The organism is Novosphingobium anseongense (assembly GCF_037482895.1).
GTDB classification, from domain to species: domain Bacteria; phylum Pseudomonadota; class Alphaproteobacteria; order Sphingomonadales; family Sphingomonadaceae; genus Novosphingobium; species Novosphingobium anseongense.
Genome location: NZ_JBBHJZ010000003.1, coordinates 492,750 through 506,567 on the forward strand (window position 1 = coordinate 492,750; position 13,818 = coordinate 506,567).

Annotated in this window: 16 protein-coding genes; 5 read left to right on the forward strand and 11 right to left on the reverse strand. The window is 67.7% G+C overall.

The window, feature by feature from the left end; translation table 11 throughout:
- Positions 1-15: 15 nt before the first annotated feature.
- The 8 genes from WG901_RS16325 to WG901_RS16360 all read right to left on the reverse strand — a co-directional run bounded on the left by WG901_RS16325 (position 16) and on the right by WG901_RS16360 (position 8,866).
- The gene (locus tag WG901_RS16325) at positions 16-705 is read right to left on the reverse strand and encodes a response regulator (protein ID WP_339588156.1); all 690 of its coding nucleotides are present in this window, start codon (positions 703-705) and stop codon (positions 16-18) included.
- Positions 702-3,365 (reverse strand): sensor histidine kinase, encoded by a 2,664-nt coding sequence (locus WG901_RS16330; protein ID WP_339588157.1) that lies wholly within the window; start codon positions 3,363-3,365, stop codon positions 702-704. The genes WG901_RS16325 and WG901_RS16330 overlap by 4 nt, the downstream gene beginning before the upstream one ends.
- Complete coding sequence (gene kdpC, locus WG901_RS16335) at positions 3,362-3,961, reverse strand: potassium-transporting ATPase subunit KdpC (RefSeq protein WP_339588158.1); 600 nt, start codon at positions 3,959-3,961, stop codon at positions 3,362-3,364. Before kdpC ends, WG901_RS16330 begins: the two co-directional genes overlap by 4 nt.
- Positions 3,962-3,971: 10 nt before the next feature.
- Positions 3,972-5,984 (reverse strand): potassium-transporting ATPase subunit KdpB, encoded by a 2,013-nt coding sequence (gene kdpB / locus WG901_RS16340; RefSeq protein WP_339588159.1) that lies wholly within the window; start codon positions 5,982-5,984, stop codon positions 3,972-3,974.
- 27 nt (positions 5,985-6,011) lie between these two features.
- The gene (gene kdpA / locus WG901_RS16345; protein ID WP_339588160.1) at positions 6,012-7,712 is read right to left on the reverse strand and encodes a potassium-transporting ATPase subunit KdpA; all 1,701 of its coding nucleotides are present in this window, start codon (positions 7,710-7,712) and stop codon (positions 6,012-6,014) included.
- 13 nt (positions 7,713-7,725) lie between these two features.
- Entirely contained in the window at positions 7,726-7,815 is a 90-nt protein-coding gene (gene kdpF / locus WG901_RS16350; protein WP_339588161.1) for a K(+)-transporting ATPase subunit F, read from the reverse strand.
- Positions 7,816-7,919: 104 nt separating this feature from the next.
- Complete coding sequence (locus WG901_RS16355; protein ID WP_339588162.1) at positions 7,920-8,180, reverse strand: hypothetical protein; 261 nt, start codon at positions 8,178-8,180, stop codon at positions 7,920-7,922.
- A 107-nt stretch (positions 8,181-8,287) separates the two neighbouring features.
- A complete protein-coding gene (locus WG901_RS16360; protein ID WP_339588163.1) occupies positions 8,288-8,866 on the reverse strand; it encodes a histidine phosphatase family protein in 579 nt (192 codons plus the stop codon).
- Positions 8,867-9,049: 183 nt separating this feature from the next.
- On the opposite strand from WG901_RS16360, the gene WG901_RS16365 reads away from it, so the two are divergent.
- The 4 genes from WG901_RS16365 (at position 9,050) to WG901_RS16380 (ending at position 11,200) form a co-directional block, all read left to right on the forward strand.
- Positions 9,050-9,277, forward strand: a complete 228-nt coding sequence (locus tag WG901_RS16365; protein WP_339588164.1) for a CbtB domain-containing protein — start codon at positions 9,050-9,052, stop codon at positions 9,275-9,277.
- Between the two features lie 9 nt (positions 9,278-9,286).
- Positions 9,287-10,000 carry a CbtA family protein gene (locus WG901_RS16370; RefSeq protein ID WP_339588165.1) on the forward strand — a complete coding sequence of 238 codons (714 nt, stop codon included), beginning with the start codon at positions 9,287-9,289 and terminating at the stop codon, positions 9,998-10,000.
- A gap of 332 nt (positions 10,001-10,332) precedes the next feature.
- Positions 10,333-10,671: a hypothetical protein gene (locus WG901_RS16375; RefSeq protein WP_339588166.1), complete on the forward strand. Its 339-nt coding sequence runs from the start codon at positions 10,333-10,335 to the stop codon at positions 10,669-10,671.
- Positions 10,661-11,200, forward strand: coding sequence for a winged helix DNA-binding protein (locus tag WG901_RS16380; protein ID WP_339588167.1), 540 nt, complete (start codon positions 10,661-10,663; stop codon positions 11,198-11,200). The genes WG901_RS16375 and WG901_RS16380 overlap by 11 nt, the downstream gene beginning before the upstream one ends.
- A 9-nt stretch (positions 11,201-11,209) precedes the next feature.
- On the opposite strand, the gene WG901_RS16385 is transcribed toward WG901_RS16380, so the two are convergent.
- Positions 11,210-11,530 (reverse strand): hypothetical protein, encoded by a 321-nt coding sequence (locus WG901_RS16385; protein WP_339588168.1) that lies wholly within the window; start codon positions 11,528-11,530, stop codon positions 11,210-11,212.
- Positions 11,531-11,781: 251 nt separating this feature from the next.
- Between WG901_RS16385 and WG901_RS16390 the strand changes: the two genes are divergently transcribed.
- Entirely contained in the window at positions 11,782-12,627 is an 846-nt protein-coding gene (locus tag WG901_RS16390; protein ID WP_339588169.1) for an outer membrane protein, read from the forward strand.
- 145 nt (positions 12,628-12,772) lie between these two features.
- Here the strand turns inward: WG901_RS16390 and WG901_RS16395 are convergent, their stop codons facing one another.
- Both WG901_RS16395 and WG901_RS16400 read right to left on the reverse strand, forming a co-directional pair.
- Positions 12,773-13,120, reverse strand: a complete 348-nt coding sequence (locus tag WG901_RS16395; protein ID WP_339588170.1) for a hypothetical protein — start codon at positions 13,118-13,120, stop codon at positions 12,773-12,775.
- 159 nt (positions 13,121-13,279) lie between these two features.
- Positions 13,280-13,738: a hypothetical protein gene (locus WG901_RS16400; RefSeq protein WP_339588171.1), complete on the reverse strand. Its 459-nt coding sequence runs from the start codon at positions 13,736-13,738 to the stop codon at positions 13,280-13,282.
- Between the last annotated feature and the right edge of the window lie 80 nt (positions 13,739-13,818).

Below are 13,818 nucleotides of genomic sequence, written 5' to 3' on the forward strand. Positions count from 1 at the left end.
CCAGCGCCGTTCTTTTTAGTCGCCCGTCATCAGGCGATAGCCCACGCCAGGTTCGTTGCGCAGGAGCCGCGGTTGCGACGGGTCATCCTCGAGCTTGCGGCGGATGCCGCGTGCGGCGACGCGCAGGTATTCGACGTCACCCTCGTGACCGGCGCCCCAGACCGTGCGCAGCAGCTGGCTGTGGGTGACGACCTTGCCCGGGCTGCGCGCGAGCTCGGCGAGGAAGCCATACTCCTTGGGCGTCAGATGCACCTCCGTGGCGCCGCGGCGGACGATGCGTGCGGCAAGATCGATCTCGACCTCGCCGATCGAAACCAGCGGCGTGGCCACCGCGGCCGTGAGGCGATGACGCAAGGCGGCGCGGATCCGCGCGAGCACTTCCTCGGTGTCGAAGGGTTTGGTCACGTAGTCGTCGGCGCCGAGATCGAGCGCGGCGACCTTCTCTGCGGTCGCGTCGCGCGCCGAGACGACCAGCACGGCCGCGCCGGCGGTCTTGATCAGGCCGATCAGTTCGAGCCCGTCGCGATCGGGCAGGCCGAGGTCGAGCAGGACGAGCTCGGGCTTGTCGATGTTCATCGCCGAAAGAGCCTCGCGCGCGGTCGCCGCCTCGACGAGGCGATAGCCGGCGCGCGCCAGGCCGACGTGGAGGAGGCGCCGTATCGCGGGCTCGTCGTCGACGATGAGGATCGTCGGCGGCTTGCTCATGCGGGGTCCGTCAGGATCTTGAGGTGGGCGGCGTCGAAACGGATCGCGAAGCTCGCGCCTTCGCCGTCGGCGCGGTTGGCGGCCGAGACGCTCAGCCCCATGGCTTCGGCAAAGCCCTTGACGATGGCCAGGCCGAGCCCGGTGCCGCCCTTGCGGTCCGATCCTTCGAGCCTGGTGAAGGTCTCGAAGATCCGCGTCTCGGCGCCGGCGGGAAGACCGGGGCCTTCGTCGGTGACGGTCAGGGTCAGGCCTTGCGGATCGCGCCGTGCCGCGACGACGATCGGCGCGCCGGCGCGGCCGTATTTCGCGGCGTTCTCGATCAGGTTGATCAGGCAGTGGTGGAACAGCTGCGGATCGACGAGGACGAAGGGAAGGTCGGGGGCGACGTCGAGGCGGATCGGATGATCGCGCAGCACGCCGCGCAGGTCGTGCGTCGCGCTGGCCACGGCCTCGGCGAGGTCGACCGGCTCGATCGTGCGGTCGAGGGCGCCGGCCTCGATCCGCACCATGTCGAGCAGGTTGCCGACGAAGCGATGCAGCCGCTCGGCCTCGCTGCGCGCGACGGCAAGCTGTTCGACCTGCTCGGGCGTCGTCGCCTGCAGCTCGCGCAGCATGCCGAGCACGGTGGTCAGGGGCGTGCGCAGATCGTGGCTGACCGAGGACAGCAGCGCATGGCGCAGCCGATCGCGCTCCTGGACCTGCGACAGGCTCGACATGCGCTCTTCTAGACCGATGCGTTCGAGGGCCAGCCCGGCCTGGCCGAGCAGGCTGAGCAGCAGCGGCAGCTGGTCCGAGCGCAGCGGCGCGCGCGCATCGCTGCGCGAGAGACCGAAGACAGCCTGGGCCTTGTCGCCGGCGGCGATCGGGTGGAACAGCCACTCGCTCGCGGTCAGGGTGTCCGAGCCGCGCCCGGCAGGCTGGTTCTGCTCGAAAGCCCAGCGCGCGGCGGCGAGATCGAGCATTTCGAGATGGGCATCCGGCGGCCACCCCGCGCTCAGCGAAAGGCCGTCCTCGCCAGGCATCAGCAGAACGGTGTCGGCGTCGAGCAGGCGGCCGACCTCGGCGCTGAGCACGCGCGCGAGCTCCTCGCGCTGGCCGATGCCGGTGAGCAGCTGGGCAAAGCCGGCGAGCGCCGAGTTCTGCATGGCGCTGCGCTGTGCGAGCAGCGCCTGCTCGCGCACGCGCGCGGCGAGCTGGCTGGAGACCACGGCCACGCCCAGCAACACCAGCACGGTGATGATGTTCTGCGGGTCCTGGATCGTGAAGGTGTGGGTCGGCGGAATGAAGAAGAAGTTGTAGGCGAGCGACGAGACCAGTCCTGTGACCACGCCCGTGCGCAGGCCATAGCGCGTTGCCGCGACCATGACCGGCACGAGGTAGAGCAGGCCGATGTTGGTCGTGCGACCGTGGCCGGTGATGAGTGTGCCGAACAGTGTGACCATCACGACCAGCGCAAGCGCGGCCAGATAGCCTTGGGGCTGCCCCCAGGCAGCGCGACTGCGCGGTGACGCGGGCTGCGGCGCTGCGCCCTCGCGCATCGGCAGGACGTGGACCGCGATGTCGGGCGTCTCGCGCACCAGCCGATCGACGACCGAGCCGTGGCGCAGCTCGAACCAGCGCGAGCGGTTGGACTTGCCGACGATGAGCTGGGTGGCGCGGGCGTCGGTAACGAAGCGCTTGAGCCCTTCGAGCGCGCTTTCGGCGGGTACCGTCGCGACCTGCGCGCCGAGCTGGACGGCGAGGCGCATGGTTTCGGCGAGCTGGGCGTTCTCGGCATCGGTGAACGTGCCGTCGCGCGGGGTCTCGATGTGCACCGCGGTCCAGGGCGCGCGCAGCGCGTCGGCGACGCGCTTGGCCGCGCGCACGAGCTCGGCCGAGCCCGGCTGCTCGCTCACCGCGACGACCAGGCGCTCGGCGGCCGCGAAAGACCCGGCCATGGCATGGGCGCGGACATAGTCGAGCATCTGCGCGTCGACCGTCTGGGCGGCGCGGCGCAGCGATAGCTCGCGCAGGGCCGAGAGGTTCGATTTCGAGAAGAAGTGGCCGAGCGCGCGCGAGGCTTCCTCGGGCACGTAGACCTTGCCGTCCTTGAGGCGTTCGATCAGCTCGTCGGGGGGAATGTCGACGATCTCGACCTCCGCCTTGTCGAGCACGCGGTCGGGCAGGGTCTCGCGCACGCGCACCTTGGTGAACGAGGCGACGACATCGTTGAGGCTTTCGAGGTGCTGGACGTTGAGCGTCGAATAGACGTCGATCCCCGCAGCGAGCAGTTCCTCGACGTCCTGGTAGCGCTTGTCGTGGCGGCTGCCGGGAGCATTGGTATGCGCGAGCTCGTCGACCAGCACGAGCTGCGGCCGCCGCGCCAGCACGGCGTCAATGTCGAGCTCTTCGAGCCTGCGTCCCTGATAGGCGACGCTCTGGCGCGCGATCACCTCGAAGCCCTGGAGCTTGGCCGCGGTCTCGGTGCGGCCGTGGGTCTCGACCACGCCGACGACCACGTCGATTCCGGCCTGGCGGCGGGCCATGCCGTCGCTGAGCATCTCGTAGGTCTTGCCGACGCCGGGGGCGGCGCCGAGAAAGACCTTGAGACGGCCGAAGCCCTCCTGCGCGGCCTCGCGCAGAAGGGCTTCGGGATCGGGGCGGGCCGGCTGCTCGTTCACCGCGCTGCTTGTGCGCCCGGCGCCCCCGCCCTGTCGAGAGCGAGATTGAGTGCGAGCACGTTGACCCGCGGCTCGCCGAGGAAGCCCAGCAATGGCCGTTCGGTGTGACGCGCGATCAGGTCTTGCACCGTGGCCGCGGGCAGGTGCCGCGCCGTGGCGACGCGCTCGGCCTGAAAAGCCGCCGCCTCGGGGCTGATATGGGGGTCGAGCCCCGAGGCGGACGTAGTCACCAGATCAGGAGGAACGTTTTTCTCTGGTGTCCCGGAAAGCGCGGCGATTTCTGTGCGAACGCGGTCGACGAGCGCCTGGCTGGTCGGACCGAGGTTCGAGCCGCTCGAGGCGGTCGCGTCGTAGCCGTCCTTGCCTGCGGCCGAGGGGCGACCGTGGAAATAGGCGGCGCCGGTGAAGGCCTGGCCGATCAGCTCGGAGCCGACGACCGTGCCGTTCACGCGGATCAGGCTGCCGTTTGCCTGTGCGGGGAACAGCACCTGGCCGAGGCCCGTGATCGCGGCCGGATAGGCGAGCCCGAGCAGCGCGGCGAACAGCGCGGTCAGCACGAGCGCGGGGCGAATGGCGGAAATGAGGTCCTTGAGCATTGTCCTGTCCTCAGGCGAGGCCGAGGCCGCCGACCAGCAGGTCGATCGCCTTGATGCCGATGAAGGGCGCGATCAGGCCGCCGAGGCCGTAGACCGCGAGATTGCGCGCCAGCAGCTGGCCGGCGCCGAGCGGGCGGTAGGTGACGCCGCGCAGCGCCAGCGGCACGAGCGCGGGGATGATCAGCGCGTTGAACACGATCGCCGAGAGGATCGCGCTCTGTGGGCTCGCCAGGCCCATGATGTTGAGCACGCCGAGCCCCGGATAGAGCGCGACGAACATGGCCGGGATGATCGCGAAATACTTGGCCACGTCGTTTGCCACAGAGAAGGTGGTCAGCGCGCCGCGCGTCATCAGCATCTGCTTGCCGAGGCCGACGATCTCGATGAGCTTGGTCGGGTCGCTGTCGAGGTCGACCATGTTGCCCGCCTCGCGCGCCGCCTGGGTGCCCGTGTTCATCGCCACGCCGACGTCGGCCTGGGCGAGGGCCGGGGCGTCGTTGGTGCCGTCGCCGCACATCGCGACAAGCTTGCCGCCCTCCTGCTCGCGGCGGATCAGCGCGAGCTTGTCCTCGGGCGTGGCTTCGGCGAGGAAGTCGTCGACCCCGGCCTCGGCGGCGATCGCCGCTGCGGTGAGCGGGTTGTCGCCGGTGATCATCACCGTGCGGATGCCCATGCGGCGCAGCTCTGCGAAGCGCTCGCGCACGCCGGCCTTGATCACGTCCTTGAGCGCGATCATGCCGAGCAGGCGGCCGTCCTGCGCCACCGCGAGCGGGGTCTGGCCCGAGCGCGCGATCTCCTCGGTCATGCGGCGCAGCTCGGCCGCGGCGGGGCTGGCGGCGGCTTCGGGATTGGCGCGCAGTATCGCGTCGACCGCACCCTTCTGGACGAGCCCGGCGGCCGAGCGGACGCCCGAAATCCGGGTCTGCGCGGTGAAGGGGATCACTTCGGCATCGGCGGGCAGCGTCTGGTCACGCAGGCCGTGCTTCTCGCGCGCCAGGACCAGTACCGAGCGGCCCTCGGGCGTTTCGTCGGCGAGGCTGGCGAGCACCGCCGCTTGGGCAAGATCGGCCACGGCCACGCCCGACAGCGGACGGAACTCGCTCGCGGCGCGGTCGCCGATCGTGATCGTGCCGGTCTTGTCGAGCAGCAGCACGTCGATGTCGCCCGCCGCCTCGACCGCGCGGCCCGACTTGGCGAGCACGTTGAAGCGCACGAGGCGGTCCATGCCGGCGATACCGATCGCCGAGAGCAGCGCTGCGATCGTCGTCGGGATCAGGGTGATCAGCAGCGCCGCCAGGATCGCCACGGGCACGCCGCCCTTAGCATAGGAGGCGAAGCCGGGGATCGTCGCCACCGCGATCAGGAAGATGATCGTCAGGCCGACGAGCAGGATCGTCAGCGCGATCTCGTTGGGCGTCTTCTGGCGCTCGGCGCCTTCGACCAGCGCTATCATGCGGTCGAGGAAGCCCTGGCCGGGCTCCTGGGTGACGCGGACCTTGATCCAGTCCGAGATCACCCGCGTGCCCGCGGTCACGGCCGAACGGTCGCCACCGCCCTCGCGGATCACCGGCGCACTCTCGCCGGTGATCGCCGCCTCGTTGACCGAGGCGACGCCCTCGATCACCTCGCCGTCGGCGGGGATCAGGTCGCCGGTTTCGACGAGCACGACATCCCCGCGCTTGAGTTGCGCCGCCGGCAGCGTGCGCCCGTCGGGCAGCTTGGCGACGAGGTCGGCCTTGGCCGCGCGCAGCGACGCGGCCTGGGCGCGGCCGCGCCCTTCGGCCAGCGCCTCGGCGAAAGTGCCGAACAGCACGGTCAGCCAGAGCCAGACGATCAGCTGGATCTGGAAACCGAAGGGCAGCGGCTCGCTTCCCAGCGCCAGCAGCACGGTGAGCAGCAGCGCGACGACGGCGGTGGTGAACAGCACCGGATTGCGCACCAGCTCGCGCGGTTTCAGCTTCTTGAAGGCGTCGCCGACGGCCGGGCCGATCAGCTTTGCCGAGAACATGGTTGCAGTGGTCATGATGGGATGTCCGTCAGAAGGCCAAGATCAGAAGGTTTGCCCGCTGATCATCGCGAGATGATCGGCGATCGGGCCGAGCGCGAGGCCGGGCAGGAAGGTGAGGCCGCCGACGATCAGGATGATGCCGACGAGCAGTCCGACCCACAGCGGCCCCGTGGTCGGAAACGAGCCGGCGGTTGCGGGCGTGTGGCGCTTGACGGCGAGGCTGCCGGCGATCGCCATGACCGGCACGATCATGAAGAAGCGGCCGATCCACATCGCGACGCCGAGCAGGCCGTTGTAGAACGGCGTGTTGGCGGTCAGGCCGGCGAAGGCCGAGCCGTTGTTGCCCGTGGCCGAGGTGAAGGCATAGAGGATCTCCGAGAAGCCGTGCGGGCCCTGGTTGAGCGGCCCGGCGAGGCCGGCGGGCAGGACCGCGGCGAGCGCGGTCAGGCCCAGGATGCAGAGCGGCAGCACGGCGATCGCCAGGACTGCGAGCTTGACCTCGCGCGCCTCGATCTTCTTGCCGACATATTCGGGCGTGCGGCCGACCATCAGCCCGGCGACGAAGACCGCGAGCAGAGCGAACAGCAGGAAGCCGTAGACGCCCGCGCCGACGCCGCCGACGACGACTTCGCCGAGCTGCATGTTGAACAGCGGGACCAGCCCGCCAAGCGGGGTGAAGCTGTCGTGCATGGCATTGACCGCGCCGCAGGAGGCGGCCGTGGTCACGACCGAGAACAGCGCGGAAGCGGCGATGCCGAAGCGCGTCTCCTTGCCCTCCATGTTGCCGCCGAGAACGCCGGCCTGGTGGAGGATCGGGTTGCCTGCGGCCTCCTGCCAGTAGACGACCGTGGTGCCTGCGAGGAACAGGACCATCATCGCCGAAAGGATCGCCCAGCCCTGGCGGGTGTCGCCCACGGCCTTGCCGAAGCACCAGGTCAGCCCGGCACCGCCGGCGAAGATCGACAGCATCTGCACGAAGTTGGTCAGCGCGGTCGGGTTCTCGAAGGGATGCGCCGAATTGGCGTTGAAGAAGCCGCCGCCGTTGGTGCCGAGCATCTTGATCGCCTCTTGGCTGGCGACGGGGCCGAGCAGCAGCGTCTGCTTGGCGCCCTCGAGCGTCGTCGCGTCGACCAGACTCGCGAAGGTCTGCGGCACGCCGCTGGCGATCAGGAACAGCGCATAGGCCAGGCAGATCGGCAGCAGCAGGTAGAGCGTGACGCGCGTGCAGTCGGCCCAGAAATTGCCGACGGTCTTGCTGCCGGTCCGCGCGAAGCCGCGGAACAGCGCGAAGGCCACGGCGATACCCGTCGCGGCCGAGAGGAAGTTGTGGATCGTCAGGCCCAGCATCTGGGCCAGGATCGACAGGCTCTCGCCCGAATAGGACTGCCAGTTGGTGTTGGCCGTGAAGCTGATCGCGGTGTTGAACGCGAGGTGCGCGTCCTGACCGGCGAGCCCGCGCGGGTCGAGCGGCAGCAGGGCTTGCGTGCGCAGGATCGCATAGGTGAACAGCGCCAAGGCCAGATTGAACGCCAGCATGTGCAGCGCGTAGCGGCGCCAGGTCTGTTCGACGTTGGGATCGACGCCGGCGAGCTTGTAGAAACCGCGTTCGAGCGAGCCGAACAGGCGATGCAGTGGCGTTGTACGCCCTTCGTAAAGCACGAAAAGCCACAGGCCGATGGGTTTGGCCATGGCCACGACGAGCGCGGTGAAGACGAGGATCAAGGTCCAGCCCTGGACGGTCATGGGATAGGCTCCGTCAGAAGCGCTCGGGCCGCACGAGCACGGCCACGAGGTAGATGAGCAGGCCGAGCGCAGTCAGGCCGGCGAGGGTGAGCGAAAGCGTCATGGCAAGGCTCTCAGGCGCGGTCGCAGAGCCGCACGTAGGCGAGCGTCAGCAGGAAAAGTCCGCCGAGTGCGGCGAGCCAGGTCAGATCGGTCATGGTATTGTCCTCATGGGAAAGGCCGCGGCAGCACGTGGAACAGCTCGGGCCCGGCGACGACGAACGCGAGCCCGGCCCAGAGGCAGGCGACCAGGCAGAGGCCGAGCGCGAAATCGGCGGGTGTCGCCGGTTGCTCGACCTGCCGGATGAGTAGCCGGGCCAAAGCGAGGCAGGCGCCCAGCGCTGTGATGCCGGCCAGACGGAGCGCGAATTCGGCCGGCCAGCAGCGTTCGCCGCGGCGCAGCTTGGTTGAGAGGGTGTTGAACTGCACTAGGATCCTCGCGGGTTCGAAGTGCAGCCGATGTGGGCGCAAGCCGCGTTAAGGTTCCACGGGGAGTTCAGCGCCCGGGCATAAGGAAAGCGTAAAGTTGGGGGTCGTCAGCCGAGCGGCGCGAGGATTTGCAGTCGCCAACTGCGGTTGAACGACAGTCGAACGCGCGACAGCGGCGCGAGGTCGATCGCCAGGGTCGTGGCCAGGGGGAGCGTGAGCGCATGATTGAGCGCCGCGCGTATGACCATCGGATGGGTGATCGCCCAGATGGGGCGGTCATGCGGCGCGATCTCGTCGAGCCATGCGCCGATGCGCGCCTGGACCGCGGCCAGGGTCTCGCCACCGGGCGCACCGGCAAGCGGATCTGCGAGCCATGCGGCCAGGCGCTCGGGATTGTCAGCGTGGACCTCGGCGAAGCTGCGTCCCGACCAGTCGCCATGGGCAATATCATTAAGCGCGGGCGCAATGGCCGCAGCGACACGGAGCGCCTGGGCCGTTTCGGCAGCCGCGCGCGCGGGGCTGCGAAAGACCTCGGTGCGGGACCGTGCGGAGGGCTGGCATGCTTCGGCTGCCTTGAGCCCGGCTTCGTCGAGCGGTTCGTCCGGACCGGCGAAGCCGCCCGTCCGGCCCGACCGCGTGGCGGCGGCGCAGATCAGATCGAGGGTCGTGGCCAGGGGAATCTCCAAGTGCCGATTGACGGCGGGGGACGCGGCGGCCTAGATCGCCGCAGCCTCATGGACGAAGAAGCCGGTTCAACTCCGGCACGGTCGCGCCACTGTAATCGATATCCAGCCGGATCGTCGAGAGTCAGACCTTCTCCGTGGATCTGTCAACCTTCGGGACGCGCAATCCCGCGAAGGAGAATATGCATGCAGACAACTGCCGCGCTGCTCGACGACCGCTTCATCCCCGTCCGCGGACAGGCCGCGATCCCGCTCGACGAACTGCTGCCATGGGCCGTCTTCGGCGCGCTGATCGCGATGATCTTCCTCTATTTCGTCAGCACCGAACAGGGCGCCTATGCGCTATTCGAGGGCGCTTACGTCCACGAATTCGTCCACGACGGCCGGCATCTGCTCGGCTTTCCCTGCCACTGATCGCCCGTCATGACGGGAAACCTGCTGTGGCGGGGAATGCTGGCCGGCATTCTCGCCGCCCTGCTCGCCACGCTGTTCGCGCGCGCCTTTGCCGAGCCGCAGATCGACCTCGCGATCGCTTATGAGGCTGCGCACGCGGCGCATCATGCCGGCGCGCAGGAGGCCGAACTCGTCAGCCGCGAGACGCAGAAGGGCTTCGGCCTGCTGACCGCGCTCGCGCTCTATGGCGCGGCCGTCGGCGGCATTTTTGCCTTGGTCTTCGCCTATGGCTATGGCCGGATTGCGCAGATCGGGCCGCGTAGCTTGGCCTTGGTGCTGGCGGCGCTCGCCTTTCTATTGATCGTGCTCGTGCCCGGCATCAAGTATCCGCAGACCCCGCCTGCGGTGGGACAACACGAAACCGTGGGCCTGCGCACGGCCGCCTATTTCGCGATGATCGCGCTGTCGGTCTGCGCGGCGCTGGTCGCAGCGCGGATGCGCGCGGTCCTCGCTCGGACGCTACGCGGCTTCGACGCCGGTCTGCTGGCCATTGCCGGCTACGTCGTGGTGGTTGCGCTTGGCGCCCTGCTGTTGCCGACGATCGACGAAGTGCCCGCAGACTTTCCGGCGGCTATACTGTGGAATTTCCGCCTTGCATCGCTCGGCAGCCAGTTGCTGCTCTGGACGACGATCGGCGTCCTGTTCGGCCGTTGGGCGGCGGCGACGCTCGAGCAGGACCGGTAAGGTGAGGCGTGCCGGCCAAACTCTGTCCGATCTCGAACAGGTTTGGCCCGCGACTCACCGCAACCGAATTGACCGACCGACTGGCTCATTTATTCGCGGGACCTGCCGGGAAAGCGACCCCCCGGCGCTAGTCCAACTCGGCCCCCGCTTCGGCGGGGGTATCTTTTGGATGGCCAGAGGCCTGGATCGATCGACCTTCCGATGTGCTTCTCGGCGGGCCTGTCGACCTGTCCCTATGTGCATTTTTACCGTTTCAGCCTCGTGGTTTAGCTTCGGAGGCTCCCTGCGCTTGGTTTCTAGCCCAAGCTCCCATTCGTTGCTATTCCGGAGCGGTGAGACGGATCGTTTCCGAATCCGAAAGCTCGGGATGGGCGGGTCGCTTGTTCAACAAGCCGAACAAGGTTGGTCTCTTGAATCGGGCCGTGCTGTGGCATCTGCAGCTCTGCCTGCGACTTCTCGACCGTCTTGGCTATCACGCGACCGCGGCCAACGTGTCCGCGGCGATCGACGCGCTTACCGAAGAGGCCCTGTCGGTCGACGAAATCTCGCAGATGGATCTCTACCGTGAAGAACGTGTGCGGCTGATCTTGGATTTGTTCGCCAAGCACGAGAACATCACGCGGCCCGACGACGACGATTCAAACGATGCGGAGAAAGACCTTGATCGATAGCCAGGAAGCACTCGGCCACCTGCTCGATGACGTGAAGCGCACGGCGCTGAACGGCGAGGATCCCGTGTCGGCCGCCGCGCTCTTGCTCGAGGCTGCCGAGAGCCTGCTCTCCGCCGCGGGCGAAATCGGTGCGGGCGCGTCAGAGGGGGAGAGCGTATCGAACGGTCCGCTCTATCTGGTGTCTGCGATGCAGCAGCGTGCGGCGAGCCGGGTCTACGGCGCGCGCCGCGTGCGTGATGCGGTTTTTGCCGATCCTACCCTTTTCGGCGAACCCGCCTGGGACATGCTTCTCGATCTGTTGGCGGCGCAGGGGACGAACAAGCGCATATCGGTGACAAGTGCCTGCCTCGCCTCGAACGTGCCGCTGACCACGGCGCTACGCTGGATAACGGTGCTCGAGAACAAGGGCTTGGTCGAGCGCGAGGAAGACGAGATGGACGCGCGGCGCACCTTCCTCAAGCTGACGCGCAAGGCTCGCGGTTTGCTGAGGACCTATTTCGTCGAACTGGAACGGCGCAAGCTGCTCTGAGCGCCGGGGTCAGAGCGGAAACAATTTCGTCAGCGGGATTGCCACCGCCGCGATCAGCACCAGCGCGCTGAGCGTGCCGATCGCGGCATTCTCCAGCCGCACACGGCGTTGCCGCTGTGCCTGCGCGCTCGGTCGCCGGCGCAGCACGAACTGGACGACGCAGCACCAGACCGCGAAGACCAGCGTGGGCCAGTAAACGGCCGTGCCCGATACCAGCCAATAGACGAAAGACAGACCGGTGACGAAAGCCAGCAGGCCGATGTTGACCATCGCCACGGCCGATCGCGGGTACGCGCTGGGCCTGTCGGGGCGGGGAGCGCCTGGGTTCACGGAAAGCACCACATTGGGCGGTCGACGATAACGCCAGCGATGCCCTCGGGCAATCACCGGGCTCCTCCGCTCCATGCCCAACGCCCTGGCGATAGCGTGCAGAAGACCAGATGCCAGTGTGACATAATTCCCACAAATGCTGCGAACTGTGGCGGTTGCACGACATGGACGCGCAACCTTGGACAGTGTCGCGGTTTCTAGGGGGTGATGGCTCAAGCCATTATTTCTGAAGTATTTCCAAGGATTATGTCATGAATCTATCCCGGTCCGCATCTCTCGCCGCGATCGTTGCCGCAGCGGCGGTGGCCAGCCCCGCCTGGGCGCAGAGCGAACGCGACACTCATTTCGACGGACCCTACATCTCCGCAACGATCGGTCTGGCCGCTCAGGGCAACGACCGCGCCGATACCCTGGTGTTCGACACCAACCGTGACGGTGCCTTCGGCGATACGGTGACCACCGCCGCCGGCGCCAACGCCTTCACCGGGTTCTGCCGCGGCAATGCCACGGGCGCCACGCTCGCCGCGGGCTGCACTGGCGATCGCGATCGCATCGAGTACGGCGGCCGGATCGGCTACGACAAGCGCCTGGGTGGCGGGAATTTCGTTCTCGGTGGCCTGGTCGAAGTGTCGAAGAACAATTCGATCGATTATACCACCGGCTACTCGTCGACCCCGGCAAGCTACACGGTCGCGCGCAAGATCGACCACACGATCGCCGCGCGTCTGCGCGCGGGCTATACCCCGGGCGGCGGCGCACTGTTCTATGCCACGGGCGGTGCGAGCTGGGCGAAGATCGACCACGATTTCGCCACGACCAACACGGCCAACAGCTTCACCCAGGTTGATAACGGCAAGCGCGTTTGGGGCTGGCAGGCCGGTGGTGGTGCCGAGATCATGGTGACGAACAACGTCAGCCTCGGGCTCGAGTATCTCTACAACCGTCATCGCGACAACAAGTACTACGTCGCGGTCGGCCAGGGCACCGCGCCCGCGACCAATCCGTTCCTGCTGGGCGGTGGCGGAACCAACCTGCGTCCTTCGGACACCAACTTCGACTACCACTCGCTCCGCGCGTCGCTCAGCTTCCAGTTCTGACGACCGCGCGCTACGCGCAAAAAAGAAGCCCCTCCCGGCCAACCGGGAGGGGCAGTTTTTCGGGGACGGAGTTCCGGCCGAGCAGACCGAGAGAAGGGGTGCTCCATCCCGTATTTCTCCGCAAAGGAGAAAGGGGACGCGAGCCTCAGTACCCGCGATAAGAGCCGTATTCGCCGTAGCCGCGGCGATCGTAGTAGCGATCGTCATAGCGGCGTCCGTCACGATCGTAACGGCGGCCATCACGATCCCAGTAATAGCCATCGCGATACTCGTAGCCGTTGCGGCGATAATCGTAATCACGATCACGGCGGTTGTTGTTGCTCGAAGCGGCGATCGCGCCGATCGCCAGGCCGACGATGCCCACACCGATGGCGATGGCGGCGGTGTCATTGCCGCGGCCGCGATAGTGGTCGCGCGCCATGGCCGGGCTGGCAGCGGTGAGCGCCGTGGCGGCGAGGACGGTGGCGAGCGTGGCCTTCTTGAACAGGTTCATCTCGAAAACTCCTGGCGGCGGTCCGGGGCAGGATTGCCTGGTGATCGCCGCTACAGGACTGCTTTTAGGCGACCCTCGCTGAACGGGCGCGGGATGACGCTGGCAGGTTTCGTTCAGATTTGTAGACAATTGTATGAATGAATTTCAGGCGAGATCGCGTTAGTCTCGGGCTGGTGCCGTGGAGTCGCAGGCCGCCCAGATCGCCAAGGCGATCGCGATCAGCGCGGGCAAGGTCACCGCCGGGAAGTCCCGGAGGAGGGCCGATGCGCCGCAGATGCCGACCGCCACTTCCCAGATATGGAACAGCGCATGTCCGGCGAGCCAGAAGGCCGCGGCACCCCAAAGCGAAGCGCGCCAGGCGGGCCGGGCCGATCCGGCGATGAAGGCAAGGCCGATCAGTGCGAAGATCAGGCCGATGTCGCGCACGAAATGCTGGTTGAACGGGCCGGTCGTGGTGACACCGGGAACCGCGAAATACCACGCGATCGGATCGGCGAGCATATAGGTGCCGTTTGCCGCCAGTCCGGCGCCGAACAGTGCCGCGAAGGCCGGTATCATGCCGGCCAGCGCCAGGGTGGGGGTTTCAAGTGTGTCGAGCGGGGGCGTGGCGTTCGTCATCGGGATGCTCCTTGCTGCCGCTGGCTGGCGGCCCTCGTCAGCTTGACGAAGCGGAGCGTCGCGATGTGACATCGCGCGGC

Bases quoted from the DNA above. Each gene is read 5' to 3' on its own strand.
- WG901_RS16370 (WP_339588165.1), top strand. From the start codon at position 9,287: ATGACGGGAAACCTGCTGTGGCGGGGAATGCTGGCCGGCATTCTCGCC.
- WG901_RS16395 (WP_339588170.1), bottom strand. From the start codon at position 13,120: ATGAACCTGTTCAAGAAGGCCACGCTCGCCACCGTCCTCGCCGCCACG.
- kdpA (WP_339588160.1), bottom strand. From the start codon at position 7,712: ATGACCGTCCAGGGCTGGACCTTGATCCTCGTCTTCACCGCGCTCGTC.
- WG901_RS16365 (WP_339588164.1), top strand. From the start codon at position 9,050: ATGCAGACAACTGCCGCGCTGCTCGACGACCGCTTCATCCCCGTCCGC.
- WG901_RS16400 (WP_339588171.1), bottom strand. From the start codon at position 13,738: ATGACGAACGCCACGCCCCCGCTCGACACACTTGAAACCCCCACCCTG.
- kdpB (WP_339588159.1), bottom strand. From the start codon at position 5,984: ATGACCACTGCAACCATGTTCTCGGCAAAGCTGATCGGCCCGGCCGTC.
- WG901_RS16390 (WP_339588169.1), top strand. From the start codon at position 11,782: ATGAATCTATCCCGGTCCGCATCTCTCGCCGCGATCGTTGCCGCAGCG.
- kdpC (WP_339588158.1), bottom strand. From the start codon at position 3,961: ATGCTCAAGGACCTCATTTCCGCCATTCGCCCCGCGCTCGTGCTGACC.
- WG901_RS16325 (WP_339588156.1), bottom strand. From the start codon at position 705: ATGAGCAAGCCGCCGACGATCCTCATCGTCGACGACGAGCCCGCGATA.
- kdpF (WP_339588161.1), bottom strand. From the start codon at position 7,815: ATGACGCTTTCGCTCACCCTCGCCGGCCTGACTGCGCTCGGCCTGCTC.